A 25,736-nucleotide genomic window follows, 5' to 3' on the forward strand; every position below is an offset into this window, starting at 1 on the left:
CCGAGCGCGTCAGTCGTCGGCGTACCGTATCTCCTCGATTTCGCGGCGCTCGCCGTCCGGATCGTCGCCCGCGTATTTATAAACGACACCGTCGGTCTCGTCGGCGGCCGCCTTGTGTGAGCCGTCACAGAGCGGCTTCGAGTCCGAGAGGCCGCACTGACAGACGTACAGCGCCCCGTCGTCGCCGGCGTCGGACTCGTCGAGGACGGCCGGTCCCTTCGCGTCGTGCGTGATTTCGCGCGCCATACGTGTCTGTTGCTACCGAGACACATACCAGTTGTGGCGACGGTGACAGGAACGCGGTACTCGCCCCGCCGCAACCCCCTTGAGCGTGGGTCGCGTACGTGGGGTATGAGCGAGACCGACGATCAGCCGCCGGCCGATCCCAAGACGCTGTCCGACGAGGAGTGGCGCGAACGGCTCTCCGACGAGGCGTACCGCGTGTTACGCGAGAGCGGCACCGAGGCGAAGTTCTCCGGCGAGTACGTCGACCACCATCCAGACGACGGAGAGTACCGGTGTCGGGGCTGTGGCACCGTCCTGTTCGACGCCGAGACGAAGTACGAGTCCGGCTGCGGCTGGCCCGCCTTCTACGCCGCCGAGGAGGAGTCGGTGACGACGACGCTCGACACGAGTCACGGAATGTCCCGCACCGAGGTCCGCTGTGCGAACTGCGACTCGCACCTCGGCCACGTGTTCGACGACGGCCCCGAGCCGACGGGGAAGCGCTTCTGTATCAACTCGGTCGCGATGGAGTACGACGAGAGCTGACCGCGTCGCGGGTCGGGCCGGTAATTTTGTAAAGCGGTCGTCGACTACGCCAGCGGGAGCCTGACGACGAACACCGCGCCCTTCGGCTCGTTGTCCTCGACCCACACGTCGCCGCCGTATATCTCGACGAGCGACCGGACCAGGTACAGTCCGATCCCGGCGCCCGGACTGTCGAGCCCCTTCTCCCCTTTGCCGAATATCTCGTCGCGCTGTGGTTCGGGGACCCCCGGTCCGTTGTCGGCGATGCGTACCTCGGCGACGTCGGCCGCCTCGTCGACGCTCGCCGAGACCGTCACCTTCGGCGGCGTCTCGTCGTTGTGCTGGATCGCGTTCCGGAGGATGTTGCGGAACACCGAACTCAGCATCTCGTCGGCGACGACCTCCCGGTCGGGGAACGACCCGTCGACGGTGAAGACGGCCTCGGAGTACGCCGATCGGACCTCTTCGACCTGCTGTGAGAGGACCCGGCTGAGCGAGATGTGGCTCGGCTCGGTCTCCTCTCTGAGCAGCACCTCCGCGAGGTCACGGACGGTCGTGGTAAGCGAGACGGCGCTGTCGGTGTTCTTTTTGATTATCTCTAAGTACTCTTTGCCCTCCTCGTCGACGTGGTCGTCGAGGAGTTCGGCGTACGCGCCGACGAGTTGGAGGTCGTTCCGGATGTCGTGGCGCATCACCTGATTCAACAGCTGGAGGTCGTCCCGCTGGCGTTTGAGATGCTCCTCGGGGTTCGTCTCGGTGCCGAGGGTCGCGCCGCTCGCCTCGGAACCTGCATCCTCACTCATACGTTCCATACACGGAGCGTGTAGTTTTATATGCCGGTTGTGCGCGACCGAACGCCCCGCCGCCCCGTTAGACCCCCTCGTCGAGCAGTTCGCGGGCGATGATGTTCTTTTGGATCTCGGTGGTGCCCTCGTAGATCTGGGTGATCTTCGCGTCGCGGTAGAGCCGTTCGACGTCGTGGTCGTTGACGAAGCCAGCGCCGCCGTGGACCTGAACCGCCTCGTCGGCGACCTCGACCGCCGTCCGCGAGGCGAACTCCTTGGCCATCGACGCCAGCGCCGTCAGGTCGCCCGCCTCGTTGTCGACCGCCCACGCGGAGCGGTAGGTGAGCCACCGGGCGGCCTCGGTGTTCGTGTGCATCTCCGCGAGCTTGTGTTTGATCGCTTGGAAGTCCGAGATGGACCGGCCGAACTGCTCGCGCTCCTCGGCGTACTCCAGCGCGCGCTCGGCGGCGCCGCGGGCGATGCCGACGCCCTGCGCGGCGACCGCGGTGCGGGTCTCGTCGAAGAACTGCATGAGCTGGAGAAAGCCCATCCCGCGCTGGCCGATCAGGTTCTCCTCGGGGACTCTCACGTCGTCGAACCGCAGTTCGGCGGTGTCGCTCGCGCGGATGCCGAGCTTCCCGGTTATCTTGTCGCGGCTGAGCCCCTCGCGGTCGCCCTCGACGAGGATCTGCGAGTAGCCGGAGTAGCGGTCGTCGATGTCGGGGTCGGTCTCGCAGACGACGACGAAGTAGTCGGCGACGGTCCCGTTGGTGATCCACATCTTCGAGCCGTTTATCACCCACTCGTCGCCGTCCTTCTCCGCGCGGGTCGCCACGCTCGTCACGTCAGATCCGGCCTGCGGCTCCGAGATGGCCGACCCCATCACGGCGTCGCCCGCGGTGACCTCCGGGAGGACGCGCTCTTTCTGTGCTTCCGTGCCGAACTCCATCAGCGCCTCGGCGCCGAACCCGGCGCTTGAAACGCAGAGGCCGATTCCGGGGTCGGCGGCGAACAGCTCCTCGGTGAGGATGGCGTTTTCGAGCGAGGAGTAGCCGACGCCGCCGTACTCGACCGGGACGTGGGGCGCGAGCAGCCCCATCTCGGCCGCTTTGTCCATCACCTCGTGCGGGTACGACTCCTCAACGTCGTGATCGGTCGCGACCGGCCGGATCTCCTCGTCGGCGAACTTCCGTACCTCCTCGCGGAGCTGTCGTTGTTCGTCTGTTAACTGGAACTCCATGCCGAGACCATCACGATAGTATGTGATAATTGTTAGCGAACGGCCGACAATCCGCGCGAAGTTGTTCGAGGCCCGTACTGGGTATACTTGGTAAAAAGGGGATGACCGAAATCCGCGCGTGACCGCCGCCTCAGCGGTTCTCGACGAACGTCGCGATCCGGTCGGTCGCCTCCTTCAACTCGCGCATCGAGGTCGCGTACGACACGCGGAGGTGCCCCTCGGCGCCCGCGCCGAAGACGGAGCCGGGGACGACCGCGACACCTTGGGCCTCCAGCAGTTCCTCGGCGAACGCCTCGTCGTCGCCGCCGCAGTCGGGGAAGGCGTAGAAGGCGCCGCCGGGCTCGAAGGTGTCGAGTCCCATCTCGTTGAACCGGGAGACGACCAGCCGGCGGCGGCGGTTGTACTCGTCGACCATCTCAGCCACCTCGTCGTCGCACCGGTCGAGCGCCTCGATGGCGGCGTACTGGGGAGTCGTCGGCGCCGACAGCATGGTGTACTGGTGGATCCGGTTCATCGCGTCGATGGCATCGGTCGGCCCCAACGCGTAGCCGAGCCGGAGCCCCGTCATCGCGTACGCCTTCGAGAAGCCGTTGACGACGACGGTCCGCTCGCGCATCTCCGGTTGGTTCGCGATCGACGCGTGGTCGGTTCCGTAGGTGAGCGCGGCGTATATCTCGTCGGCGATCACCCGGAGGTCGTTCTCGCGACAGAACGCGGCCACCTCGGCGAGCTCCTCGTCCGTCATCGTCGCGCCGGTCGGGTTGTTCGGGTAACAGAGGACGAGTAAGTCCGCGTCAGCGGCGCCCGCCGCTTCCAGCGACGACCGGGTGAGCGCGAAGTCGTCGGCCGCGCGGGTGGGGACCGTCAGCCGCTCGCCGCCGGCCAGTTCGATCCCCGGCCCGTAGGAGATGTAGGTCGGCTCGTGGACCGCCACCGTGTCGCCGGGGTCGACCAGCGCGCGGAAGGCCAGATCGACCGCCTCGCTCGCGCCGGTCGTGACGAGTATCTCCGAGGCGGGGTCGTACGACTGGTCGTAGCGCTGGTGGTGGTCCGCGATCCGCTCTCGGAGCGCGGCCATCCCGCGGTTCGAGGTGTAGGAGGTCTTCCCGCGTTCGAGCGAGTCGATCGCGGCGGTGCGGGCGGCCCAGGGCGCGGAGAAGTCCGGCTCGCCGACGCCCAGCGAGATCACGTCGTCGCGCGCCTCGGCGAGCTCGAAGAACTTCCGTATCCCCGACTCCGGGAGGTCGCGAGCGCGCTCGGACAGCCTCATGGCGACACGGAGAGGCGGTCGTCGTCGTCGCCGTCCTCGAACCGGATCCCGCCGTCCTTGTAGGTCTCCATGATGTAGTGGGTCACCGTCTGAGTGACCTCCGGCATCGGCGCGACCTGCTCGGAGATGAACCGCGAGACGTCTTGCATCGTCTCGCCGAGGACCTCCACGGCGAAGTCGTAGTCGCCGGACACCAGGTGGAGCGCGTCGACCGCGGGGAACTTCGAAATCTGGTCGGCGACCTGCTCGTAGCCGGTCTCGCGGTCGAGTTCGACGTTGATCTCGACGAGCGCGCGGATCTTCCCCTCGTCGACGCGGTCCCAGTCGACGACCGCCTGGTAGCCGTGAACTACGTTGTCAGCCTCCAGCGAGTCGATCGCGTCGGCTACCGCTGCCGCATCGAGGCCCGTCTGGGCCGCGATGTCGTCGATGTCTTCGCGGGCGTTCCGCGCCAACACGTCGAGTACCTCGCGCTCGGCATCCATACCTACAGATTACGCGGGGACGGTTTATGAGTAGCGACGCCTGCAAGACGATCGAGCGTCGCGAGGGGCGGGGCGTCGCTCGCGCCGACGCACGCCCTTCCGTCACCCGCACCGCTTTCCGCGTGGCGCGCCATCGGCCGACCATGGCTTCAGACGCGAGCGGCCGGAGCGACACGTTCGACATCGGCGGCGAACTGACGGTCACCCGCCTCGGATTCGGGGCGATGCGAGTCACCGGCGAGTCGATCATCGGCCGCCCCGACGACGAGGCGGCGGCCAAGCGGGTCCTCGAACGAGCCGTCGACCTCGGCGTCGACTTCGTCGACACCGCCGACTCCTACGGTCCCGGCGTCTCGGAACGGCTCGTCGGCGAGGCGCTCTCCGACCCGGACGACGTGGTCGTCGCCTCGAAGGCCGGCCTGCTCCGCAACCGCGACGGCGACTGGCTCCCCCACGGCGACCCGGACTTCCTGCGAAATCAGGTCCTCTGTAGCCTCGACCGGCTCGGCACGGAGACGATCGACCTGTACCAGTTCCATCGCCCGGACCCCGACACCGACTTCGCGGAGTCGGTCCACGCGTTCGCCGAGATGAAAGACGCGGGCCAGATCGCACACGTCGGCCTCTCGAACGTCACCGTCGAGCAACTGGAGACGGCCGCGGACATCGTCGACGTCGCGACCGTGCAGAACCGGTACGACGTGGGGAACCGGGACGAGGAGGACGTGTTGCGCGCCTGTGAGGACCGCGACGTGGGGTTCATCCCGTGGGGACCGCTGTACGCGGTCGACGAGGAGGAGCCGGCCGCGGTTCTCGAAGAGGTCGCCGCCCGGCGCGACGCCACGCCCCAGCAGGTCGCGCTCGCGTGGCTGCTCGATCACTCCGACGTGACGCTCCCGATTCCGGGAACGTCGAGCGTCGATCACCTCGAATCGAACGTCGCGGCCGCGACGCTCGAACTGACCGACGAAGACGTGTCGGCGCTGGACGCGATCGACCCGCGGCCCTGAGCGCGGTCGAAAAGCCGGCGGCCGGCGGGCGTTACTCGTCGAACGGGTTCGTCAGTTCGACCGTCTCCTCGCGGTCGGGGCCGACGCCGACGGCGTAGACGGGCGTGTCGATCTCCTCGGCGACGAACTCCAGGTACTCGCGGGCCGCCTCGGGGAGCGCGTCGTATCCGGTCTCGGCCACCGCGGCCGAGTCGAACGGCTCCCACGTGTCGAGCGTCTCGTACACGGGCTCGCAGCGCTCCCAGCGGTCGGTCGTGGTGGGGACCGTGTCGATCGTCTCGCCATCGAGCTCGTAGGCGGTACACACTTTCAGTTCGTCGAGGCCGGCGAGCACGTCGACGTGGTTGACGGCGACGCCGGTGAAGCCGGAGACGCGCGCGGCGTGGCGCAGCATGGGGAGGTCGAGCCAGCCGATCCGGCGCGGGCGCCCCGTGACCGTCCCGAACTCGCCGCCCTTCTCGCGGATGTGGTCTGCGAGCGCCTCCTCCTCGGCGTCGCCGTCCAACTCGGTCGGAAGCGGTCCCTCGCCGACGCGCGAGAGGTACGCCTTCACGATGCCGACGACCTCGCCGTCGCCGACCGTCGTGACGCCGAGCCCGGAGCCGACGGCGGCGGCGCCCGCAGTCGGGTTCGACGAGGTGACGAACGGGTAGTTCCCGTGGTCGACGTCGATGTGGGTGCCCTGTGCCCCCTCGAAGAGAATCTCGTCTCCCGCCTCGTGACGTTGGTAGAGATAATCAGAGCAGTTGACGGTCATCCCCTCGTCGGCGAGGCGTTCGCCGATGGCGGCGTACTCCTCGTGGAGCGCGTCGACGTCGAACGCCTCCGCGCGGTCGTCGTCCCCGAGATCGAGCCCGTACACGTCCTCGACGAGCGCGCGCTTTTGCGGGACCGCGTACTCGAGCTTGTCGCGGAGCACGTCGGGGTCGAGCAGGTCGGCGATCCGGATGCCGCGGCGGCCCGCCTTGTCCTCGTAGGTGGGGCCGATGCCGCGGCCGGTCGTGCCGACCTCGTCACCGGCGTCGTCGTCCGACTTGACCTCCTCTTCGATGCCGTCGAGCGCGCGGTGGTACGGCAGGATGACGTGCGCCCGGCGGGCGACCCGCACGTCGGGGTCGAGCCCGCGCTCGCGCAGGTCGTCGATTTCGGTGAACAGCGTGCGCGGGTTGACGACGCAACCGTTTCCGAGGACCCCGGTCGTGCCTCTGACCGCGCCGCTCGGCACGAGCGACAGCTTGTACTCGACGCCGCTCTCGACGACGGTGTGGCCGGCGTTGTCGCCGCCCTGATAACGGACTACGACGTCCGCGTCCCCTCCCCACCGGTCGACGAGCGCTCCTTTGCCCTCGTCTCCCAGCTGGGAGCCGACGATGGTGAGTGTCATACGACCCGGTGGTTCCTGGCGGGAGGTAAAACCGATTACGGTCCGGCCTCGTGGAGTCGGCACGAACGTGCATCAACGCGGCAGGGTTTGCGCGGTTCGATCGCTGTTCGTGGTGGTTTCGCGCCGTGTTCGGCGCCGTTCGGGCGCGCCAGTCGAACCGCGTGATCGAATACGTTAACTACTGCCACGTGAAAAGTTCGGATCGAGCGACCCGGTGGCACTCGCCGACAGCAACTTTTAAACGGGGGCATGACGAGTTAACATGTGCCATGATAGATCGACTAGAGAAGGAGGTAGACATGCTGGAACGTCACCTCCAAGTCCTGCGGATGGTCATCGAAAACGAGCCGATCGGCATCGTGAAGATGTCGAACGAGACGGGATACCCCCATCACAAGGTTCGCTACTCCCTGCGCGTGCTCGAAGAAGAGAACCTGATCGAGCCGTCCAGTCAGGGCGCAATCACGACCGAGCGCACGCACGAGTTCGTCGACGAGCTCGACGAGAAACTCGACGAGACCGTCGACAAGCTCGGTTCCATGCGGATCGACGACGCCGCGGAACTCGAGAACTGAACCGGCGTGAGTTTGCGCGACGAACAGGCTGTGATTTCCCCGCGGTTCGCCCGACTCTGACGAGGATACCCACAGGTGTGGCGGGTTCCTGTTTTGCGTGACGAGTGAGCCGCCGGCTTCGAGCGTCTCTGTCGGCGGTCGACGAGTGACGGTACGGCAGGGTCTCACAAACCGAACGGTCCGACGAACGGCCGAGCGCGCCTTCCCGACGTGTCCCTCCCGGCGCCGACGACACCTCAGGTCCGACTACAGGTCGGGGACGGTCATGTGGAAGCCGCCGTCGCGGGCCTCCACGAGACAGAGGTGGAAGCCGCGCTTGCGCGAGAGTTTCACGAAACTCGCCCGCTTCGACCGGCTGAACAGTCCGCCGCCGACCGCGTCGCTCGCGGTCTCTAACGCGCCCGGCTCGAAGAAGCTCTCCGTCACCGCGAACGTCGCCGCGAACGGGTCGTTCGACTCGGCGATGTCGCGACCGTTGCCCACGAGCGACTCCAGCGTCCCCTCGGGGGTCGGGTCGCGGCTGTCGTTGAGGTCGGCGACGAACAGCGGGTTGCCCATGCGGTCGCGCAACACCAGGTCGAACGAGCGCTGCTCGCGGGTCTCCTCGCCGTTCTCCCTGAGCGCGATCGACACGGAGCCGCCGATCTCCGCGCGGTCGACCTCGGGTATCGCGTCGTAGAGGGCCTTGAGGACGCCCTCGTTGCCGGTGCCGCTCACCTCGAAGGGCAGTTCCTCGACGAGCCAGCGGGTGAAGCCGTACTCGATGGTCTCCGTCAGGAACTCCTCGTACGGGCGCCCCTCGACCACCAGCCCGTCCGTCTCGAAGCTCGTGTGGTGTTCGATGCGGAGGTTCTCGCGGAGTTCGTCGCGACCGACGGCGCCGTCGTGGGCGTCTTCGAGCGTCGCGCCGCCCTTCGACTCGTACCTAACGAAGAGGTTGGTCCCGCTGCGCGCCTCCGCCGCGGAGATGCTCCGGTCGCTCTCCGGGAGCCGGTCGCGCGCGCTCGACAGCTCCGACTGCAGTTGGTCGCGCTCCTCGCGGAGCGTCGACAGCTCCGACTGCAACCGATCGACCTCGGTCGCGAGCTCGTCGCGGCTGGCGGCGAGCTCGTCGCGCTCCGCCTTCAGCGACTCTCGCTTCTGCTCTGCGGCGTTGAGTTCTGCTTGGAGCCGTTCGACGCGCTCGTTCTCGCGTGCCGTCTGCCCCGCGCCTGCGGACCGCTGTGAGACGGCCGAGCGGTTCTCGCGGCTCCGCTCGGTCGACCGCGGCTCCGGCGACGGCGACTCGGCCGCGGCTGCGGCGTCGGGGTCGTCGCTCCGGCCGCGCGACCCGGAGCGACGCGACTCCGTCGACCCGGCCGACGACCGCGACTCGGACGCCGAGTCGGCCTCGCTGCGACGCCGTTGGCCCGGCGGGTCGCTCGCCTCGGACGGGTCGAGCGCGGGAATCGACTTCTGCTCGCGCCACTGCTCTTCTTCGGAGAACACGTCGTCGCTCGGTCGGTCGCGGTCGGCGTCGGACTCGTCACGACCGCTCGCGGACGCGGCCGCGCTCGACCGCTCCGCGCCAGACGATCGCGATGCGTTCCGTTCGTCCCGGTCGTCCCGTTCGTCCGTGGCGGTCGCGGCTCGCGACTCCGACTGCTCCGGTTCTGTCGGCGTCTCGGCTGCGGCTTCGGCGCCGGTCGGGTCGTCTCGTCGCCCGTTCGCCGACCGGTCGTCGCGGCGCCGGTCGGTCGCGGGTTCGTCATCGCGGCGTCGATCGGTCGCGGGCTCCTCGGCTCGCCCCTCGTCCGTCTCGGCGTCCCCGCCCTCGTCGCGGGCACCGAAGTCGTCCGAGTCGCCGCTCGGGCCGGCGGCAGGGCCGTCTGCCGGCGAGTCGGGTTCCGCCGGGTCGGGCTCTACCGGGTCGGGTTCCACCGGATCGTCCGCGGAAGCGTCCTCCGGCGTGTCCTCGGTGTCGGACTCATCCGCGGAGGCGACTCCGCCGGCTGCGCCGGCGTCCGGAATCTCTCGCACGTCCAGATCGACTTCGTAGACGGTGTAAATTCCGACCTCGTCGTCGGCGAGCGCGAAGGCGTCGTCGTCGGTTTCGAGGCGCCGCGAGTTCCCCACGTACGCCGCCGCCATCGACTCGCCGGCGGTGTACGTGACGTAGTAGTCGCCCGAGAGCACGTTCTCCGAGAGTTCGATGTAGCCCGTGAACCCGCCCTGCGAGAGCTTTCGGTCGGCCTCCGAGAGCGGCGTGTCGTTCGTGTAGTACTGCGCTCGCGGCTCGCCGCCGCGCTCCTGCATGGCGAACAAGACCGGGAGCACGTCGGCCGGCGCCTGATAAATCGTCCCCGAGGCGTCTGCGAACGCGTCGAGGTCGGCGCCGGCGGTGCCGACGACGCGGCCCTCGAACACGAACAGCCACCCCGTGCCGTTCGTCACCGCGCCGGAGAATCCCCGGTCGGCGAGGCGCCGGAGCTCGGAGAACCCGTCCGAGAACTCCTGGGCGTCCCACCCGGTTATCTCCGCTCTTCGCTGTGCGTCCATTTGGGTTTACGTCGCCTGCAGCGACCCAAATACCTTCCGGAGCGTGAGACGACTGTCAGACAGCCGTTACGCCCCGCCGACCGCCGCGATCGCTTCCCGGCCGAGATCGACCACGTCCGGCTGGAGGTCGCTCGCCGCGAGCTCCGCCCGCGTGTACCACTCCCAGTCGTCCGGGTCGGCCTCGTCGGCGCCGCTCGGGGCGATCGCTCGCGACTCGACCTGCGCGTAGTAGAGGTGGTCGATGTGCTGGTGGCCGACCGAGCCGTCCTCGTGGACGTTGATGTCGTGGAGCATGAGGTGTGCCGGCTCCGGGATACCCCGCGTGTTCGGCCCCGTTATCGGCGACTCGGTCGCGACGAGCTCGGCCTCCAACCCCGTCTCCTCGCGAACCTCCCGGAGCGCGGCCTCGTGGGGCAGTTCGTCCCGGTCGACGTGGCCGCCCGGCGGGAGCCGGATTCCCAGCCGTTCGTGAGCGTGCAGCGCGGTCGCGCCCTCGTTGACGACGTACGTGGTCGCCGTGAAGTGGCGAGTGGTCTCCATATCCACGGCAGGGCCCGCGCGGGCTTGGGCGTTCTGGGAGCCGACGGCTGGCCGGGTGGCGACGGGCGGAAGGGTAACAGAGAAGACGGAGAGAAAACGGCGAGCGACGACGACGGCCGAGACCGCGCCGCGAGGGGAGAGCCCGATTCAGTTCAGCGCGACGCCGTCCTCGGCTTCGAGCAGCTCGTGGTATCGGTTCCGGATGGTGACCTCGCTGATGTTGGCGACGTCGCTGACGTCGCTCTGGGTCACCTTCTCGTTGACGAGCAGCGAGGCGGCGTACACGGCGGCCGCCGCGAGGCCGACGGGCGATTTCCCCGAGTGAAGCCCTTGCGACTTCGCGGTGTCGAGCAGCGAGCGCGCCCGTCGCTCCGCCTCGTCCGACAGGCCGAGGTCGGAGGCGAACCGGGGGACGTAGCTGCCGGGGTCGGCCGGCTGAATCTCTAACTTGAGTTCGCGGACGACGTAGCGGTAGGTCCGGGCAATCTCGTCTTTCTCCACCCGCGAGACGCCCGCGATCTCGTCGAGGCTTCGCGGGGTCCCCGCCTGCCGGGCGGCGGCGTACAGCGACGCCGTCGAGACGCCCTCGATGGAGCGACCGGGGAGCAGGTCCTCGTCGAGCGCGCGCCGGTAGATGACGGAGGCGGTCTCACGGACGTTGTCCGGGAGACCGAGCGCCGAGGCCATCCGATCGATCTCGCCGAGCGCCTGTTTCAGGTTGCGCTCCTTCGAGTCGCGGGTGCGGAACCGCTCGTTCCAGGTCCGCAGCCGCTGCATCTTCTCGCGCTGGCGGCTCGACAGGGACTTCCCGTAGGCGTCTTTGTCCTGCCAGCCGATGTTCGTCGAGAGCCCCTTGTCGTGCATCATGTTCGTCGTCGGGGCGCCGACGCGCGACTTGGTGTCTTTCTCCTTCGAGTCGAACGCGCGCCACTCCGGCCCGCGGTCGATCTCGTTTTCCTCAACGACGAGTCCGCAGTCGACACAGACCGTCTCGCCGTGTTCCGTGTCGGTCGCGAGCTGGCCGTCACACTCCGGGCAGCGCAGCTCCTCGTTCGCCGATTCGGTCTCGGGCTCTGTCTCGTCGACGTGCTCCGCCGTATACGTTCGAACGTTTTCGCTCATTGGTTAATTCAGGTGGAGGGAACGAGGTGACCGAGCAACGCGTTTCGGTCGGTTTCCTCACCACAATGTAGTCGGCGAATGTATTTAAATCTTCGGCCGAACAATCAGATTAGAGAATCACGGTAATCGGCGCGTAGAGCCCGATTTTACGCGAGTGTACCGAGTTCTTCAGCGGGCCGAAACGTCCGGGGTGTGCGCTCCCGCCGAGCCACCGTCCACCTATAAATCTATTTCGCGGTCGGTCCCGCCTCGCGACCGCCGGAGCAACGGCCGCGAGGACAACCGATTTGGGGGCCGATCGAGTACCCTTCGTATGAACCGCACGCGACTCGACGACCGCCTCGCCGACTTAGCGACCGACGGCTACCTGATCGACGCCGCACAGGACGACGCCAACCAGCTGTACCTCTCGGGGTTCACCGGCCCCGACCCCTTCCTCACGCTGTACGCCGACGGCGAGATACACGTCCTCGTCAGCGGGCTGGAGTACGGTCGCGCCCGCACGGAGTCGACCGCCGACTCCGTCGACCGCCACGCCGACTACGACTACGAATACGGCGGCCGCGAGGCCCGAAACGACATGTACGCCCGGTTCGTCCGCGAGAAGGGCGTGGAGTCGGTGTCGATGCCGCCCCGAGGGCCGGTCGGCACCGCGGACGCCCTTCGCGACCGCGGTATCGACGTCGTCGTCGATTCCGACGACCGGCTCGGGGAGGTCCGTGCGGTCAAGACGGACGAAGAGATTGCGGCGATTCGCGAGGCACAGCGCGCCAACGAGGCCGCGATGCGGGCCGCCGAGTCGCTGATAGCCGGCGCCGACGTGGCCGGCGAGGACGCCCCGGTCGACGGCGACGTGGGGCCGGGGACGCTCCTCCACGACGGCGAGCCGCTCACCAGCGAGCGGGTGACCGAGGAGATCGAGGTGACCCTCCTCCGGCACGGCTGCGCGCTCGACCAGACGATCGTCGCCGGCGGCGCACAGGCGGCCGATCCCCACGACCGCGGTTCGGGCCCGCTCCGGGCGCACGAGGCGATCATCGTCGACATCTTCCCGCGCTCGAAGGCGACGAAGTACAACGCGGACATGACCCGGACGTTCTGCGTCGGCGAGCCGGGCGACCGGCTCCGCGAGTGGTACGACCTCACCGAGCGCGCGCTCGACGCCGCGCTCGACGCGATCGAACCGGGCGCTGACGGCGAGGACGTGCACGCGGCGGCCTGTGCGGTGTACGGGGCGGCCGGCGAGCCGACGTTCCGGACCGACCCCGAGACGGAGACCGGCTTCATCCACTCCACCGGTCACGGGGTGGGACTCGACGTCCACGAGGCCCCCCGGCTCGCGAGCGGCGGCGGCGAGCTGACGCCCGGTCAGGTGGTCACCGTCGAACCGGGGCTCTACGACCCGGACGTCGGCGGCGTCCGGATCGAAGACATCGTCGTCGTCACCGAGGACGGCTACGAGAACCTGACCGAGTACCCGATCGAGTTCGTGGTCTGAGACCACCCCACAGCCGGCCTCGCTGGCCGCGACCGGAACCCCCTTTTTGAGCCCCGAGTTAGGTCAGTCGTGAACTGGCGGTACAAACACACCGCGTTGACCCTTTGTACGCTCGCGTTCACGGCCACGATGGTCGCGCGGCTGGTGATCAGCCCGCTGATCCCGGAGATTCGGACCGAGTTCGGCGTCACAAACGCGACGGTCGGGCTCGGCCTGTCCGGGATGTGGCTCGCCTACGCGCTCGCGCAGTTCCCCTCCGGCGTCCTCGGCGACCGCTACGGCGAACGCGCCGTCATCCTGACCGCCGTCGGCGCGACCGCGGTCGCGTCGCTTTTCATCGCGCTGTCCCCGTCTATCGTCGCGTTCGTCGGCTTCGTCGTGCTGCTCGGGGCCGGCGCCGGACTCCACTACACGGTGGCGACGACGTTTCTCAGCCGGCGGTTCGACGACATCGGCCGCGCCATCGGCGTCCACGTGGCCGGCGGTCCGGCGGCGGGGCTCGCCGCGCCGCCGCTGGCCGCCTTCGTCGGGTCGCGATACGGGTGGCGCGCCGGCATCGCCCTCGGCGTCGCCGTCGCGGTGCCGGTGTTCGCCCTGTTCGCGTGGCGGGTGCGGCCCACGGAGCCGCGCAGACCGGACCAGGAGGTCCGTGAGCGCTTCGCCGTCGGCCCGCTGGTCGAACTCCTCTCCCGGCCGGCGGTGTTCTACACGACCGCGCTGTCGACGATGGGCGCGTTCACGTGGCAGGCGACCGCCTCGTTTCTCCCGAGTTTCCTCGAGTTCGGGACCGGCCTCTCGGCCGGGCTCTCGGCGTTGCTCTTCTCGCTGTACTTCCTCGTCCACGGGGCGACCCAGCCGGTCACGGGGTCGATATCCGACCGGATCGGCCGCGACGCGACGGTGATGGCGACGATGGCGGCCGGCGTCGTCGGCTACGGCCTGCTCGCCGCGACGGCGGCAGCCGACCTCGGGCGAGTCGTCCCGGTCGTCGGCGTCGCCGTCGTCGGCCTCGCGATGTCGTGGGGCGCGCCGCTGCAGTCGCGGTTCATGGACCTGCTCTCGGACGCCGAGCGCGGCGCCGGCTTCGGTCTCGTCCGGACGGCCTACATGGTCGTGGGCGCGTCGGGGAGCGTCGTCGTCGGCGCGGTGTCGGACGCCACCGGGTGGGCGCCCGCGTTCGGGCTGCTCGCCGGCGTGATGGCGCTCGGGCTCGCGACGCTGCTCGCGAACCGGCTGTTGGGACTGGGGTACTGACGGATACGCGACCGAGAAAAGCGCCGTTACAGTCGGTCGTCTTCGAGGCTCCCCGGATCCTGCGCGGTGTCGAACATGTTGTTTTCGGCGCCGTCGAGCATCTCGTCGCGCGGGTCGTCGTCGACGACGGTCACGTTGTACGCCTCGATGCCGGAGGCGATCAGGTCCTCTGCGGCCTGCTCTTCGGAGACGAACTCCTGATCGGCGAGCTGCTGGAACTCGGCGTAGACGTCGTCGGACAGGTTCAGCTCGAAGGTGGGCATACGCGCTCGTTCCGGCCGGACGCTTTTAAACGTTCGCTCGTCGGCGACGGGCGCGAGCGAGGGTTCTGCGACTCCGGATTTATAAATCGCGCCACGCGCCGAGGAATCGCTGGAGCGCGGTGAGGTGTCCGACGGCGGCGAACAGCGCGAGCAGGAGTCCGACGACGTTCAGCCCGACGACTATCGGCGCGGAGTAGACGGCGGCGACGACCCCGACGATGCCCATCAGCGCGAGGCGGTCGGCGCGGCCGAGCAGCCCGCCGTACTCGCGGCCGATGCCGACCGCCTGTATCTGGGTGCCCATGTACGAGGTCATCAACACGCCGGTCACCGCGGCGAATCCGAGTGCATACGCCCCGATTCCCACGGTGAAACCGGCGATAACCGCGATGTCCGCGTAGCGGTCGAGAACGTGATCGAGGAGGTCGCCGCCGTCAGAAGAGACCGCCAAGTGGCGGGCGAGCGCGCCGTCGACGAGGTCGAGCCAGCCGTTGAGGAGGACACAGATCGCCCCGAGGACGTAGAACGCGGGCTCGCCGACCGCGAACGCGCCGGCCGCGCCGACCGCGACCGCGAAGGCGACGACGCTCACCTGGTCCGGCGAGAGGCCGAGCCACGCCGCGGCGCGCACCCACGGCCCGAGCAGGCGATCCGCCACCGAGCGGTACTGGTCGAGAGTCATCTACCGATCCGACCGTCGCGGCGGACTCATATATACTCCATGAAGTCGACGGTCCCCGCGCTCGGCTCGCGCTCGCCCTCGACGGCGGCGCGGATCTCGTCCGCGACGGCCGCCGGGTCGCGGTCGGTCGTGTCGATCTCGTAGACGTTCTCGACCCCGTGTTCGGCGACGGCCTCCGAGAGAACCACGTCGAGCGCCTCGCTCTCGGCGTTCTCGGTCGCGGTCGCGTCCGGCTCCCCGCGCTCGCGGAGCCGTTCCTCGACCGCCTCCGGGTGACAGCGCAGGACCACGACGCGGTCGACGTCGAACCGGTGCGCGAGGTGCGAGTCGAGCACGCCCGTCCAGTCGCCGAGGTACTCGCGCACCGCGTCCAGGTCGGCGACGAGCGTGTCGCGCTCGGCGTCGCGCTCGGTCCAGAGCGACGCGTCTTCCTTTATAAGATCGTTGAGGTGGATCACGTCGTACGCGTCTGCGAGCAGGGCCGTCGCCGTCGACTTGCCGGTTCCGGGGGTACCGGTGACGGCGACGCGGGTCGGGGCCTCGTCCTTGCCGCTCGGAGAGCCCTCGCTCACGCCCGAACACCGAGCCCGAGGTCGGCGAGCGTCTCGTTGAGCCGGTCGACCGCCTCGCGGGTCTCTTCGCGCGTCCCGGTCGAGATCCGGACGTGGTTCGGGAGCCCGAACGAGGTGCAGTCCCGGATGATGACGCCGCGCTCCTGGGCCGCCTCGGCGACCCGCTCCGCGTCGCCGACCTCGGCGAGCACGAAGTTGCCGGCCGACTCGACGGTCGGCGCGTCGAGTTCCTCGGCAATGTACTCGCGGGCCCAGCGCGCCGACTCGACCGACTCCTCGACGTGCGACTCGTCGTCGAGGGCGGCGAGCGCCGCCCGGCACGCCAGCTCGTTCGCGGCGAACGGCGTGTTCACCTTCGCGTACGCCTCGCCCCACGCCTCCGGGACGACGCCGTACCCGATCCGGAGCCCCGCGAGGCCGTACGCCTTCGAGAACGTTCGCAGCACCGCCACGTCGTCGCGCTCGTCGACGAGGGGGATCGCGCTGTCGACGTCCGAGAACTCGCCGTACGCCTCGTCGACGACGACGAGCGTCTCCTCGGCGGTCGCGTCCGCGATCGCCTCCACCTCGTCGAGCGGCATCGTCGACCCCGAAGGGTTGTGCGGGGAGGTGACGTAGACGATCCGCTCGCCGCCGTACGCGCCGAGGACCGTCTCCGCGTCCTGCGCGAAGCCGTCGGCCGCGTCGAGGTCGTACGTCGAGACCTCGCCGTGGTGGTACCGCGCCGACATCCCGTAGTAGGCGAAGCCGGGTTCGGGGACGAGGACCTCGTCGCCGGGCGCTAACGCGGCCCGTGCGAAGTAGTCGATGGAGCCGTCGGCGCCCGGCGAGACCCACACCTGCTCGGTCGTCACGTCCCACTTGTCGGCGATCTTGGCGGTGAGGTCGGTGTGCGACGACTTCGGGTACTGGTGGACGCGGTCGGCGTGGTCGCGGATCGCCTCGATCGCCGCCGGGCTGGGGCCGTGCGGGTTCTCGTTCGACGAGAGTTTGATCAGGTCGTCGGGGTCGAGCCCGCGGTCGCGGGCGACCTCCTCGACGCCCCGGCCGGGAACGTACGGCGAGTGATCGGAGAGATCCCGTGGTTGCATGGGAGCCAGTCGGGGAGGCTCGGATTTAAGCGTGGTCGTACTCGCCGGCGGCGACACCTTCGGTCGCTCCGGTCACGGCGAGCGACCGTCGGCGCGAGCGAGGCGTCGCCGTCCCTCGGCCACGACCCCCGGCCGCCCGCCGAGTTCGATCGCGACCGTCTCGCCCGCGTACTCGACGCTTGCGACGACGCCGCGGTCGTACGCCCACGACAGCGCCGCCTGCGTCTCCCCGCCGTTCGAGACGGTCACCGCGGCCGTCGCGGTCGGGAGCGCGTCGGCGACCGCCGATCGGAGGGCGGCGAGCCCCGTGCCGTCGCGCGCGCTGACCGCGACCGGCGACCGGAGCGCGGCCGCGACCGGCGTCTCCTGCCGGTCGAGTTCGACCACGACCGACCGGTAGGTGTCCATCGCGGCCGCGAGGGCGTCGGCCTCGACCCGATCGGCCTTCGTGAACACGGGGAGTACGGGGCCGTCGGTCGCCTCGATGGCCGACAGCGACGTGTGCACCTTGCGTCGGACCGCGTCGGCGTCGTCGCTTGCGTCGACGGCGAGCAGCGCGCAGTCGGCCCGTCGCACCGCGTCGAGGGTCGCGCGGAACGACCGGATCGCGTCGTGGGGCAGCCCGTCGAGAAAGCCGACCGTGTCCGTGACGACCGCCTGCCGGCCGTCGAGGGTCGCCCGCCGCGTCGTCGTCGAAAGGGTCTCGAACGGCCGGGCGCCGTCGGCGCTCGGTTCGGCGGTGTCGTTGCCACCGTGGCCGTCGTCGCCGTCGTCGGCGAGTCGGCTCGCGAGCGTCGACTTCCCCGCGTTCGTGTACCCCGCGAGCGACACGAGGTCGAGCCCGGCGGATCGACGCTCCGATCTGCGCTTCGCGCGGTCGGCGGTGATCCGGTCTAACGCGCGCTCGGCGGCCTCGATCCGGCGCTCGATGTCGCGGACGCGCGGGTCCCCCTCGGGTCGGAGCGAGACGCGCTCGTTCGAATCGCGGGCGGCCGCCTCCTCGATCCGCGGGAGCTCGTACCGAAGCCGCGCCAGTTCGAGTTGCCGGTCGGCGACCCCCGAGTCGGCCGCCGCACTGAACAGCGACAACACCAGCCGCGGCCGGTCGATCACCGCGGTGCCGGTCGGCAGCAGATCCCCGAGCGAGAAGGTCTGACCGGGCGAGAGGCTCCCGTCGTATAGCACCGCGGCCGCGTCGGTCTCGGCGACGAGTCGCATCAGGTCCTCGGCCGCGCCGCGACCGAGCCCGTACGTCGGGTCCTCGCGGCGCCGCTGGGTCACCTCGCCGACGACGGCGTAGCCCGCCGCGTCCGCCAGCGCGCGAATCTCGGCCGTGTCCGGCGTCTCGTCCCCCGATCGGGCCGCGACGACGGCCGGCGTCGATCCCCCCGATCCGTGGGTCGCGGTGCCGTCGCTCGTCGCCGAGTCGGGCGGAGCGGTCGCGTTCGGTTCGGTGTCGTCTCGTCCCATGGTTCACTCGTCGCGGTCACCTCGCGAGCGCCAGCGCGGGGGGCGCTTCGCTCACGAACGTTCACCGGAAACCCGGTGTCCGGTCGCGCTGGGCGGCGGGTCCCCCGAACGGCCGCCGCCTACGGGACCCGCACGTCGTGTTCGAGCGTGCCGACGCCCTCGACGTCGACCTCGACGGTGTCGCCGTCGGAGAGGGGGCCGACGCCCGCCGGCGTCCCGGTCGATATCACGTCGCCCGGTTCGAGCGTGAGGTAGGCGGTTATCTCTTCGATCAGCGTCGGCACGTCGAAGAACAGCTGGGAGCGGTCCCCGGACTGCTTCGTCTCGCCGTTCACGCGGAGTTCGACGCTCGCGTCGGCCGGCACCTCGTCCGGCGTCGCCACGACCGGGCCGAGCGGCGCGGCGCCGTCGAACGCCTTCCCGCGCACCCAGTTCTGTTCGCGGTCCTGGTCGTCGCGGTTCGACACGTCGTTCATGCAGGTGAACCCGGCGACCACGTCCATCGCGTCTTCGGCCCGAACGTCCTTACACTGCTCGCCGATGACGACGGCCAGTTCGGCCTCCCAGTCGACCCGCGCTTTCCCCGCGGGGATCGTTATCTCGTCGCCGTGGCCGGCTAGCGCGTTCGGCGGCTTTAAGAAGAGGAGCGGGCGGTCGGGCACCTCGCTGTCGCGCTCGGCGGCGTGGTCGGCGTAGTTCCGGCCGATACAGACGATCTTCGTCGGCTGCGCTGGTGGGAGCACGTCGATAGCGGGGTCGTCGAGGGCGTACTCCTCGCCGGCGAAGGCGACGGTGTCGCGCTCGGGGTCGTACGTCCCCTCGCGAGTCGAGCCGGCCGGATCGCGGAACCGTACGTGATGCATACGCGACCCATCGACCGGCCGGATAAAAGGCGTGCCGGAGGGCGCCGACGGGCCGTCGATCAGCGCTCGGTCTCCGACTCTCGCTCCCGTTTTGACTCGGCGTCGGTCCTGTCGAACCGAAGGTCGGGGGCGGCCGGGTCGAAGGCGTTCGACCCTCGGCGACTCGGGTCACCGTCGAACAGCTCCGCACGGGCGCAGTCGGCGCAGTAGTGGTTACGCCGCACCGAGTGCGTCCGGATCGGAACGCCGGCGACGACGGTCTCGTCGCGCCGTCGCCGGACGACGCCGCGTTCGAACTCCCCGCCGCAGACGACGCAGGGGGCCTCGGTTCGCTCCGTCGACGGCGTGATGCGGCGGTCGACCGACCGGAGGCGGCCGAACCGCGTGACGCGGTGTCGGCGCGCGAACCGGCGCTCCGCGGGCGGCGACATCGCGACGCCGACCGCCGCGAACGCGGCGCCGAACAGCGCCCCCGGCGGCGACCCCTGTTCGGCGGAGACGACCGCGACGGCGATGCCGACCGCCACCAGGACGCCCGCCAACAGGTAGCCGGAAATCGTCACCAGCGGGTCCTCGTGGCTGCCGGGCGCGGACAGCTCGGTCGGCGGCGGCCGCTCGCCGACCGCGAGGCGGCGGGTGTCGGCCTCCGCGACGTAGTTGTACCAGCCGTACAGGAGGTTCCCGACCCCGCTGGTCGTCAGGAGCAACAGCAGGTGGACCGGAATCGAGCCGATGTCTCGCTTCACCAGGACGACCCGGTCCCCGTAGTCGTCGGCCACCTCCCAGCCCGCGTCGAGGTGGTCGCGGACCCGGATCCGGAACGTTTTGCGCGCGGCGGCGTCGGACGCCGCGTCTCGCGCGTTCGCGTCGCCCTCGGGCACGCGGTCGCCACCGCGACGCGGGGCGCCGCAGTCCGGACAGAAGTTCGCGTCGGGAGGGAGGGCCAGTCCGCACTCGCGACAGCGGTCGGTCGCTCTGGGAGGGTCGCGCTGCTCGGAGGGCATCGTCGACCGTTCGGACAGCGGCCTGTTAATTCCTCTCCCGATTCTCACCGGCGACGCAGCCGGATCGAGACGTCGTTGCCGCCGAGGTCGCTCTCGCCGAACGACAGCGCGCCGCCGAACGTCTCGACGGTCAGCTCCGTGAGCCAGAGGCCGAGGCCGCTCCCGTGGTGGGTCGGCGTGATCTGCGAGCCGTCCAATATCACGTCGCGCTCGTCGGCGGGGATCCGCGGCCCGTCGTCTTCGACGTGGATGGCGACCCACTCGCCGGACGCCTCATCGGGCGCCTCGTCGGCCTTCGCGATCCGGACCCGGACCCGCGGCTGCGGGTTCGGGTTGTGTTCGATGGCGTTGTCGACGAGGCTGTCGACCGCGTACCGCAGGCGGGTGTCGGCCATCACCTGACCCGGGTCGTCGATGTCGACTTCGACGGCCGCGTTCGGGGCTCGCTCGCGGTGTTCGTCGGCCACCGACAGGACCATCGGTGCGGGGTCGATATCGGTCGGTTCGTCGGCCGGGTGGTCGAGAATCCGGCGGATGTGGCCGGCCTCTTCGGCCAGCCGTTCGAGTTCGTGGGCGGCGCGTTCGATGGTGGCGGCGACGCTGGTCGACTCGGCGGTCTGCTCGTCGAGTTCGGCCAGCAGTCGCGTCGTGTGCCCGGCCACGATGTTGGCGTTGTTCCGGAGGTTGTGTCGCAGGATTCGGTTCAGCACCTCCAGCCGGCGCTCGTTTCTGGACACCTCCGTGAGGTCGGTGTAGACGGCAAAGCCGCCCTCGACGGCCGCGTCGCTCTCCTCGCACCCGGCGTACGGGACGCCGCGGTAGAGGAACTCCCGAAGGCCGTTCGCGGTCTCCCGCGTCACCTGTTTGTAGTTCACCTCGCCGGAGGCGGTGTTCGAGTCCAGCTGTTCGGCCTCGCTGAGCTTCCAGCCGGGCACGACCCACTCGTTGAGCGACTCGCCGGCTATCTCGTCGGCCGAGTAGCCGAACACCTCGACGAACGCCCGGTTGACGTCGGTGACTATCGGATCACCGTCGACGAGTTCGAACTCGACGACCGCGTCTTGGACGTGTTCGATGAGATGGTGATAACGGTCGGGGGCTGCCCCCCCGTCGCTGCGACCGTCGGCCGCGTTACGAACCATGTCGTGACTCCACTCTCACGGAGTCCGTAGACCGATCTGGCTGTTAACTCTGTGCTAGTGGGAAGATATTGCGATGAGAACTGGTATAAATGGACAGATGTATATTTACTACCTAAAAACGCGCTCGATGGTAGAAAACGCCTGCGTCTCGCCGCGTCGTCCGCCGATCGTCGCGTCTTCTCCGCGGCTCCCGGCGTCGCGGTGTCGGCTTTTATTATCGCCCGCCGATAACTTCTCGCCGTACCATGGAACTAACCTGGCACGGCCACGCGACGTGGCACGTCGTCGTCGACGACACGGAGCTTCTGATCGATCCGTTCTTCGACAACCCGAAGACCGACGTCGACCCGGAGGCGCTCGACCCCGACTACCTCCTCTTGACTCACGGCCACGGCGACCACATCGCCGACGCCGCCGAGTTCCCGGAGGCAACGGTGGTCGCGACGCCGGAACTGACCGCGTACGTCCAGGAGGAGTTCGGCCACGAGAACGCGGTCGCGGCCGGCGGCATGAACATCGGCGGCACCGTCGAGTGCGGCGACGCGTGGGTGACGATGGTCCGCGCGGACCACTCGAACGGGATCGAAAACGACCCGGACTACTCCGCCGGGATGCCCGCCGGCTTCGTCATCGGCGACAAAAAGCCCACACAGGAGTCCGACGCCGACTGTACGTCGTTCTACCACGCCGGCGACACCGGACTCATGTCCGAGATGGTCGACGTGGTAGCGCCGTACCTCGAACCGGACGCCGCCGCGCTGCCCGCCGGCGACCACTTCACCATGGGGCCCGCGGGCGCCGGCATCGCGGCCGACTGGGTCGGCGCGGACGTGGTGTTCCCGATGCACTACGACACGTTCCCGCCGATCGAAATCGACACGCGGGAGTTCGTCAACGAGGTGAAAGCAGCTGGCGCCGCGGCCGAACCCGTCGTCCTCGACGGCGACGAGACGTACGTCCTCGAGTAGGCCTCCCGACGACCGCGAGCGACAATCGACAGGGCGCCTCTCGGTAGAGACGGTTCGTGTCGGCACCCTTTAGCCGTGGGAGGTCGAACACACAGTCGACTATGGCAGACATCGAGACATCCACCGTTTCCGAGGAAGGCTACGCCTGCACGAGTCAGGTCGGCGAGTTCGACCTGCAGATCGACGCGACCGACGAGACGGGGCCGAACCCGAACGCCGCGCTCATCGCGACGTACGCCTCCTGTTACCTCCCCGCGTTCCGCGTCGGCGGAAGCCAGCGCGGCGAGGAGGAGCTTGGGAAGGTACAGATCGACGCGACCGCAGAGCTCGACGACGACGACGACATCGCCGCCGTCGCCTTCGACGTCCACGTCGAAGCCGACCTCGACGACGAGACCGCGACCGACATCGCCGAGCGCGCCGAGGGGATCTGCCACGTCCACAGCGCGCTCCGCGAGGAACTCCACGCCGACATCAGCGTCTACACGGGCGCGTTCTGAGGCGGAGTCGCGGGTCGAGAGACTCCGGGACGCGGCACGGACCGATTTTTTCGAGGCTCCCGTCGTGAGTCACGTCTGTGAACCAGGAGAGGTCGGGTGGGCCGAATCGGCAGGCCACGCCGGCCGACTCAGGGCCGATCGACGCCCGTGAACTCGAAGCGAGCCCCGCCGGCGTCGCCCTCCGTCAGCGTCACCTCCCAGCCGTGCGCCTCGGCGATGCGTTCGACGATGGCGAGTCCGAAGCCGGTCCCCGACTCCGAGGTCGTGTGCCCGCTTTCGAACACCGTCTCGCGTCGCTCCTCGGGGATCCCCGGCCCGTCGTCTTCGACGTAGAACCCGCCCTCCAAGTCGCCGACGACGACCTCCTCGCCGCCGTGCTCGGCGGCGTTCCGGAAGAGGTTCTGGAGCAGTCGCTTCAGCCGGCCGGAGTCGGCGAGCAGGTCGTCGTCCGCGTCGATGACGACCTCGACGTACTCGCCGGACCCGTTCGCGCGCCCGGCCACCGCGTCGTCGGTGCCGCCGTCGGCCCGGCCGAACACGTCGCTCTCGAAGCCGGTCGCCAACGTGTCGAAGGAGACGTGGTCGAAGGAGCCGACCGCGTCGCCCTGTCGGGCGAGGGTGAGCACGTCCTCGATCAGTCGGTCCATGTCGTCGAGCGCGCTCTCACAGCGGTCGAAGTGCGAGTCCTCGCCGGTCTCGCGGGCGAGCTGGAGATACCCGGAGAGGACGGTAAGCGGGTTGCGGAGGTCGTGTGAGACGATGGAGGCGAACTCGTCGAGCCGCTCGTTTTCGCGTTCGATCCGTCGCTCGTACGCCTTCCGTTCGGAGATGTCGCGGCTGGTGGCGAGATACCGGTCGGCGCCGCGCACGTCGACCCGCCGGATCTGCATCTCGACGGGGAACGTCGTGCCGTCGGCGCGTTTAAACGTCGTCTCCAGCCGCCGCGTCTCGCCCATGGCGAGGTCCTTCCAGACTTCCTCGCTGTCGTCGGGGGTCCGTTCCTCGTCGATGTCCCAGACGCTCATGCCCGCGACCTCGTCGCGGTCGTAGCCGAGTTTTGCGGCGATCACCGGGTTCGCGTCCACGATGGTCCCCGACGCGTCGTGGATACTCACCATGTCCGGGGAGTCCTCGTACAGCGCCTCCAGCCGGGCTGAGGTGCGCTCCAGTTCCCGCTGTCGGCGACGCTCTTCGGTCACGTCGCGGGCGATACCCAGGACGCCGTCGAACTCCCCGTCGATGACGAGCCGCTGTAAGCTGGCATCGACGATCGCATCGTCGCGGTAGGGGAGATCGAGTTCGACCGTCTCGGACACCTGTTCGCGGTCCCCGGCCACGAGCGCCGCGAACGGGTCCCCGTCGCCGTGCTCCCGGAGTCGCTCGACCAGCGGGCTCTCGCGGCCGACGAGTTCCGCCCGCGTCGACTCGTACACCGTCGCGACCCGCTCGTTGGCGGTCGCGAACCGCCCGTCGGCGTCGTACAGCGCGACGGCGTGGGGGAGTTCGTCGACGAACCGCCGGTAGCGCTCTCGCTCCCGCGCGCGCTGTTTCTCCTCGGTCACGTCGATGTGGATCCCGACGGCTCGGACCGGCTCCCCCTCGTCGGTGCGCTCGACGACGCGGCCGCGGTCGCGGATCCAGATCCAGTCACCCCCCTTCGTCTCCATGCGGTAGTCGCACTGGTACAGCTCCGTTTCGCCGGCGAAGTGGGCCTCTATCTCCGCCCACACCTCGTCGATGTCCTCGGGGTGGACGCGGCGTTCCCACCCGGACAGTTCGAAATCGATCTCGGATTTGTCGTACCCCAACATCCCGGCCCACCGGTCGTCGAACTGCACCTCGTTGGTGGTGAGATCCCAGTCCCAGACGCCGACGGCCGCACCCTCGGCCGCCAGTTGGAAGCGCTCGGAGAGCTCGCGGAGTTTGCGCTCCCGCTCTCTCGCCTCGGTCACGTCTCGGAAGTAGACGGAGAGGCCGGCGGTGGAGGGGTACGCGTCGACCGAGAAGTCGCGTCCGAACTGCTCCGCGTGGAGGTCGAACGTCGTCGGCGTCCCGGTCGACATCGCCTCGCGGAGCTCGGCCTCGGTCTCGGTGTCGCGAATCTCCGGGAACAGGTCCCATATCCGGTCGCCGAGCAGGGACTCCGCGTTGCGGTCGAGCAGGTCGCGCGCCCGCTCGTTGAGGTACGTGAGCCGCCACGACTCGTCGATGCCACAGAACGCGTCGGTCATCCGTTCTACGTGTTCTGCCACCCGCCGCTCGGCTCGCGACTGGGACACGGCGCAGTCGACGCGCGACGCGAGCCTCTCGTACGCGCCGTCGCCATCGGCCGGGAGGTACTCGTCGGCGCCCGCGGCGACCGCCTCGCTCGCGATCGCCTCGCTTCCGCGCCCGGTGAAGACCACGAAGGGGAGGTCGCCGGCGCGGTCGCGGACCGCCCGGAGGAGCGCGACGCCGTCCGTCTCGGGAAAGTCGTAGCCGCTGACGACGCAGTCGATCCCGCCCTCGGCGACGGTCGCGAGGGCCGCTTCCGGGTCCGTGGCCGTCGCGACGGCGAACCGATCGGCGCCCGCCTCGATGGCTGCGGCCGCGCGGTCGCGGGAGACGGAGTCGTCGGGAACGAGAAGGATTCGAACCGATCCGGTATGGCCGTCGCCCGCCGACAGGGGGAGTTCCGAATCGTCGCCGGTCACCATCTGTTAGCGCATCGACACCGATCTGTAGTAACTG

The 25,736-nt window shown here is 69.3% G+C and carries 25 protein-coding genes; 7 read left to right on the forward strand and 18 right to left on the reverse strand.

All coding sequences use genetic code 11. The annotated features are described in order from the left end of the window. Nucleotides 1-9: 9 nt before the first annotated feature. Nucleotides 10-246 carry a CDGSH iron-sulfur domain-containing protein gene (locus DOS48_RS20215; RefSeq protein ID WP_127117462.1) on the reverse strand — a complete coding sequence of 79 codons (237 nt, stop codon included), beginning with the start codon at nucleotides 244-246 and terminating at the stop codon, nucleotides 10-12. Nucleotides 247-351: 105 nt separating this feature from the next. On the opposite strand from DOS48_RS20215, the gene msrB reads away from it, so the two are divergent. Continuing rightward, nucleotides 352-771 (forward strand): peptide-methionine (R)-S-oxide reductase MsrB, encoded by a 420-nt coding sequence (gene msrB, locus DOS48_RS20220; RefSeq protein WP_127117463.1) that lies wholly within the window; start codon nucleotides 352-354, stop codon nucleotides 769-771. Between the two features lie 44 nt (nucleotides 772-815). On the opposite strand, the gene DOS48_RS20225 is transcribed toward msrB, so the two are convergent. The 4 genes from DOS48_RS20225 to DOS48_RS20240 form a co-directional block, all read right to left on the reverse strand. Next, a complete protein-coding gene (locus tag DOS48_RS20225; RefSeq protein WP_127117464.1) occupies nucleotides 816-1,553 on the reverse strand; it encodes a sensor histidine kinase KdpD in 738 nt (245 codons plus the stop codon). A 67-nt stretch (nucleotides 1,554-1,620) separates the two neighbouring features. Further along, on the reverse strand, nucleotides 1,621-2,775 hold the full coding sequence (locus tag DOS48_RS20230; protein WP_127117465.1) for an acyl-CoA dehydrogenase family protein: 1,155 nt from the start codon (nucleotides 2,773-2,775) through the stop codon (nucleotides 1,621-1,623). A gap of 130 nt (nucleotides 2,776-2,905) precedes the next feature. Further along, the gene (locus tag DOS48_RS20235) at nucleotides 2,906-4,045 is read right to left on the reverse strand and encodes a pyridoxal phosphate-dependent aminotransferase (RefSeq protein ID WP_127117466.1); all 1,140 of its coding nucleotides are present in this window, start codon (nucleotides 4,043-4,045) and stop codon (nucleotides 2,906-2,908) included. After that, the gene (locus tag DOS48_RS20240) at nucleotides 4,042-4,530 is read right to left on the reverse strand and encodes an Lrp/AsnC family transcriptional regulator (RefSeq protein ID WP_127117467.1); all 489 of its coding nucleotides are present in this window, start codon (nucleotides 4,528-4,530) and stop codon (nucleotides 4,042-4,044) included. Before DOS48_RS20240 ends, DOS48_RS20235 begins: the two co-directional genes overlap by 4 nt. A gap of 143 nt (nucleotides 4,531-4,673) precedes the next feature. Here DOS48_RS20240 and DOS48_RS20245 point away from each other — a divergent pair, with 143 nt between their 5' ends. Beyond that, nucleotides 4,674-5,540, forward strand: a complete 867-nt coding sequence (locus tag DOS48_RS20245) for an aldo/keto reductase (RefSeq protein WP_127117468.1) — start codon at nucleotides 4,674-4,676, stop codon at nucleotides 5,538-5,540. A 31-nt stretch (nucleotides 5,541-5,571) separates the two neighbouring features. On the opposite strand, the gene DOS48_RS20250 is transcribed toward DOS48_RS20245, so the two are convergent. Next, on the reverse strand, nucleotides 5,572-6,924 hold the full coding sequence (locus DOS48_RS20250; RefSeq protein ID WP_127117469.1) for an adenylosuccinate synthase: 1,353 nt from the start codon (nucleotides 6,922-6,924) through the stop codon (nucleotides 5,572-5,574). Between the two features lie 269 nt (nucleotides 6,925-7,193). On the opposite strand from DOS48_RS20250, the gene DOS48_RS20255 reads away from it, so the two are divergent. Next, entirely contained in the window at nucleotides 7,194-7,499 is a 306-nt protein-coding gene (locus DOS48_RS20255; protein ID WP_004045854.1) for a hypothetical protein, read from the forward strand. Nucleotides 7,500-7,745: 246 nt separating this feature from the next. Here DOS48_RS20255 and DOS48_RS20260 read toward each other — a convergent pair whose 3' ends face one another. The 3 genes from DOS48_RS20260 to DOS48_RS20270 form a co-directional block, all read right to left on the reverse strand. Next, the gene (locus DOS48_RS20260) at nucleotides 7,746-10,037 is read right to left on the reverse strand and encodes a hypothetical protein (RefSeq protein ID WP_127117470.1); all 2,292 of its coding nucleotides are present in this window, start codon (nucleotides 10,035-10,037) and stop codon (nucleotides 7,746-7,748) included. Nucleotides 10,038-10,103: 66 nt separating this feature from the next. Then, the gene (locus tag DOS48_RS20265; RefSeq protein WP_127117471.1) at nucleotides 10,104-10,577 is read right to left on the reverse strand and encodes an NUDIX hydrolase; all 474 of its coding nucleotides are present in this window, start codon (nucleotides 10,575-10,577) and stop codon (nucleotides 10,104-10,106) included. A gap of 147 nt (nucleotides 10,578-10,724) precedes the next feature. After that, nucleotides 10,725-11,699 carry a transcription initiation factor IIB family protein gene (locus DOS48_RS20270; RefSeq protein WP_127117472.1) on the reverse strand — a complete coding sequence of 325 codons (975 nt, stop codon included), beginning with the start codon at nucleotides 11,697-11,699 and terminating at the stop codon, nucleotides 10,725-10,727. Nucleotides 11,700-12,012: 313 nt separating this feature from the next. Between DOS48_RS20270 and DOS48_RS20275 the strand changes: the two genes are divergently transcribed. Together DOS48_RS20275 and DOS48_RS20280 are read left to right on the forward strand one after the other, a co-directional pair. Next, the gene (locus DOS48_RS20275; RefSeq protein ID WP_127117473.1) at nucleotides 12,013-13,197 is read left to right on the forward strand and encodes a Xaa-Pro peptidase family protein; all 1,185 of its coding nucleotides are present in this window, start codon (nucleotides 12,013-12,015) and stop codon (nucleotides 13,195-13,197) included. Nucleotides 13,198-13,266: 69 nt separating this feature from the next. Next, nucleotides 13,267-14,451, forward strand: a complete 1,185-nt coding sequence (locus DOS48_RS20280; protein ID WP_127117474.1) for an MFS transporter — start codon at nucleotides 13,267-13,269, stop codon at nucleotides 14,449-14,451. A gap of 26 nt (nucleotides 14,452-14,477) precedes the next feature. On the opposite strand, the gene DOS48_RS20285 is transcribed toward DOS48_RS20280, so the two are convergent. The 8 genes from DOS48_RS20285 to DOS48_RS20320 all read right to left on the reverse strand — a co-directional run bounded on the left by DOS48_RS20285 (nucleotide 14,478) and on the right by DOS48_RS20320 (nucleotide 21,538). Continuing rightward, a complete protein-coding gene (locus DOS48_RS20285; protein ID WP_127117475.1) occupies nucleotides 14,478-14,714 on the reverse strand; it encodes a hypothetical protein in 237 nt (78 codons plus the stop codon). Between the two features lie 79 nt (nucleotides 14,715-14,793). Beyond that, the gene (locus tag DOS48_RS20290; protein WP_127117476.1) at nucleotides 14,794-15,396 is read right to left on the reverse strand and encodes a CDP-alcohol phosphatidyltransferase family protein; all 603 of its coding nucleotides are present in this window, start codon (nucleotides 15,394-15,396) and stop codon (nucleotides 14,794-14,796) included. Between the two features lie 26 nt (nucleotides 15,397-15,422). Then, on the reverse strand, nucleotides 15,423-15,968 hold the full coding sequence (locus DOS48_RS20295) for an adenylate kinase family protein (RefSeq protein ID WP_127117477.1): 546 nt from the start codon (nucleotides 15,966-15,968) through the stop codon (nucleotides 15,423-15,425). After that, nucleotides 15,965-17,059 carry a histidinol-phosphate transaminase gene (gene hisC, locus DOS48_RS20300; RefSeq protein WP_127117478.1) on the reverse strand — a complete coding sequence of 365 codons (1,095 nt, stop codon included), beginning with the start codon at nucleotides 17,057-17,059 and terminating at the stop codon, nucleotides 15,965-15,967. Before hisC ends, DOS48_RS20295 begins: the two co-directional genes overlap by 4 nt. A gap of 72 nt (nucleotides 17,060-17,131) precedes the next feature. Continuing rightward, the gene (locus DOS48_RS20305; RefSeq protein ID WP_127117479.1) at nucleotides 17,132-18,529 is read right to left on the reverse strand and encodes a GTPase; all 1,398 of its coding nucleotides are present in this window, start codon (nucleotides 18,527-18,529) and stop codon (nucleotides 17,132-17,134) included. A gap of 119 nt (nucleotides 18,530-18,648) precedes the next feature. After that, nucleotides 18,649-19,392 carry a fumarylacetoacetate hydrolase family protein gene (locus DOS48_RS20310; protein ID WP_127117480.1) on the reverse strand — a complete coding sequence of 248 codons (744 nt, stop codon included), beginning with the start codon at nucleotides 19,390-19,392 and terminating at the stop codon, nucleotides 18,649-18,651. Between the two features lie 59 nt (nucleotides 19,393-19,451). Continuing rightward, nucleotides 19,452-20,396 (reverse strand): zinc ribbon domain-containing protein, encoded by a 945-nt coding sequence (locus DOS48_RS20315; RefSeq protein WP_127117481.1) that lies wholly within the window; start codon nucleotides 20,394-20,396, stop codon nucleotides 19,452-19,454. A gap of 44 nt (nucleotides 20,397-20,440) precedes the next feature. After that, on the reverse strand, nucleotides 20,441-21,538 hold the full coding sequence (locus tag DOS48_RS20320; protein ID WP_127117482.1) for a PAS domain-containing sensor histidine kinase: 1,098 nt from the start codon (nucleotides 21,536-21,538) through the stop codon (nucleotides 20,441-20,443). A gap of 245 nt (nucleotides 21,539-21,783) precedes the next feature. Here DOS48_RS20320 and DOS48_RS20325 point away from each other — a divergent pair, with 245 nt between their 5' ends. After that, the gene (locus tag DOS48_RS20325; RefSeq protein WP_127117483.1) at nucleotides 21,784-22,506 is read left to right on the forward strand and encodes a metal-dependent hydrolase; all 723 of its coding nucleotides are present in this window, start codon (nucleotides 21,784-21,786) and stop codon (nucleotides 22,504-22,506) included. Between the two features lie 101 nt (nucleotides 22,507-22,607). Beyond that, complete coding sequence (locus tag DOS48_RS20330; protein WP_127117484.1) at nucleotides 22,608-23,006, forward strand: OsmC family protein; 399 nt, start codon at nucleotides 22,608-22,610, stop codon at nucleotides 23,004-23,006. Between the two features lie 128 nt (nucleotides 23,007-23,134). Here DOS48_RS20330 and DOS48_RS20335 read toward each other — a convergent pair whose 3' ends face one another. Then, complete coding sequence (locus DOS48_RS20335) at nucleotides 23,135-25,702, reverse strand: PAS domain S-box protein (protein WP_127117485.1); 2,568 nt, start codon at nucleotides 25,700-25,702, stop codon at nucleotides 23,135-23,137. Between the last annotated feature and the right edge of the window lie 34 nt (nucleotides 25,703-25,736).

Source organism: Halorubrum sp. PV6 (assembly GCF_003990725.2).
Lineage (GTDB): Archaea > Halobacteriota > Halobacteria > Halobacteriales > Haloferacaceae > Halorubrum.

What these genes read in the sequence shown, in the direction of transcription:
- DOS48_RS20215 (WP_127117462.1), bottom strand. Translation starts at nt 246, where the DNA reads ATGGCGCGCGAAATCACGCACGACGCGAAGGGACCGGCCGTCCTCGAC.
- msrB (WP_127117463.1), top strand. Translation starts at nt 352, where the DNA reads ATGAGCGAGACCGACGATCAGCCGCCGGCCGATCCCAAGACGCTGTCC.
- DOS48_RS20225 (WP_127117464.1), bottom strand. Translation starts at nt 1,553, where the DNA reads ATGAGTGAGGATGCAGGTTCCGAGGCGAGCGGCGCGACCCTCGGCACC.
- DOS48_RS20230 (WP_127117465.1), bottom strand. Translation starts at nt 2,775, where the DNA reads ATGGAGTTCCAGTTAACAGACGAACAACGACAGCTCCGCGAGGAGGTA.
- DOS48_RS20235 (WP_127117466.1), bottom strand. Translation starts at nt 4,045, where the DNA reads ATGAGGCTGTCCGAGCGCGCTCGCGACCTCCCGGAGTCGGGGATACGG.
- DOS48_RS20240 (WP_127117467.1), bottom strand. Translation starts at nt 4,530, where the DNA reads ATGGATGCCGAGCGCGAGGTACTCGACGTGTTGGCGCGGAACGCCCGC.
- DOS48_RS20245 (WP_127117468.1), top strand. Translation starts at nt 4,674, where the DNA reads ATGGCTTCAGACGCGAGCGGCCGGAGCGACACGTTCGACATCGGCGGC.
- DOS48_RS20250 (WP_127117469.1), bottom strand. Translation starts at nt 6,924, where the DNA reads ATGACACTCACCATCGTCGGCTCCCAGCTGGGAGACGAGGGCAAAGGA.
- DOS48_RS20255 (WP_004045854.1), top strand. Translation starts at nt 7,194, where the DNA reads ATGATAGATCGACTAGAGAAGGAGGTAGACATGCTGGAACGTCACCTC.
- DOS48_RS20260 (WP_127117470.1), bottom strand. Translation starts at nt 10,037, where the DNA reads ATGGACGCACAGCGAAGAGCGGAGATAACCGGGTGGGACGCCCAGGAG.
- DOS48_RS20265 (WP_127117471.1), bottom strand. Translation starts at nt 10,577, where the DNA reads ATGGAGACCACTCGCCACTTCACGGCGACCACGTACGTCGTCAACGAG.
- DOS48_RS20270 (WP_127117472.1), bottom strand. Translation starts at nt 11,699, where the DNA reads ATGAGCGAAAACGTTCGAACGTATACGGCGGAGCACGTCGACGAGACA.
- DOS48_RS20275 (WP_127117473.1), top strand. Translation starts at nt 12,013, where the DNA reads ATGAACCGCACGCGACTCGACGACCGCCTCGCCGACTTAGCGACCGAC.
- DOS48_RS20285 (WP_127117475.1), bottom strand. Translation starts at nt 14,714, where the DNA reads ATGCCCACCTTCGAGCTGAACCTGTCCGACGACGTCTACGCCGAGTTC.
- DOS48_RS20290 (WP_127117476.1), bottom strand. Translation starts at nt 15,396, where the DNA reads ATGACTCTCGACCAGTACCGCTCGGTGGCGGATCGCCTGCTCGGGCCG.
- hisC (WP_127117478.1), bottom strand. Translation starts at nt 17,059, where the DNA reads ATGCAACCACGGGATCTCTCCGATCACTCGCCGTACGTTCCCGGCCGG.
- DOS48_RS20305 (WP_127117479.1), bottom strand. Translation starts at nt 18,529, where the DNA reads ATGGGACGAGACGACACCGAACCGAACGCGACCGCTCCGCCCGACTCG.
- DOS48_RS20310 (WP_127117480.1), bottom strand. Translation starts at nt 19,392, where the DNA reads ATGCATCACGTACGGTTCCGCGATCCGGCCGGCTCGACTCGCGAGGGG.
- DOS48_RS20315 (WP_127117481.1), bottom strand. Translation starts at nt 20,396, where the DNA reads ATGCCCTCCGAGCAGCGCGACCCTCCCAGAGCGACCGACCGCTGTCGC.
- DOS48_RS20320 (WP_127117482.1), bottom strand. Translation starts at nt 21,538, where the DNA reads ATGGTTCGTAACGCGGCCGACGGTCGCAGCGACGGGGGGGCAGCCCCC.
- DOS48_RS20325 (WP_127117483.1), top strand. Translation starts at nt 21,784, where the DNA reads ATGGAACTAACCTGGCACGGCCACGCGACGTGGCACGTCGTCGTCGAC.
- DOS48_RS20330 (WP_127117484.1), top strand. Translation starts at nt 22,608, where the DNA reads ATGGCAGACATCGAGACATCCACCGTTTCCGAGGAAGGCTACGCCTGC.
- DOS48_RS20335 (WP_127117485.1), bottom strand. Translation starts at nt 25,702, where the DNA reads ATGGTGACCGGCGACGATTCGGAACTCCCCCTGTCGGCGGGCGACGGC.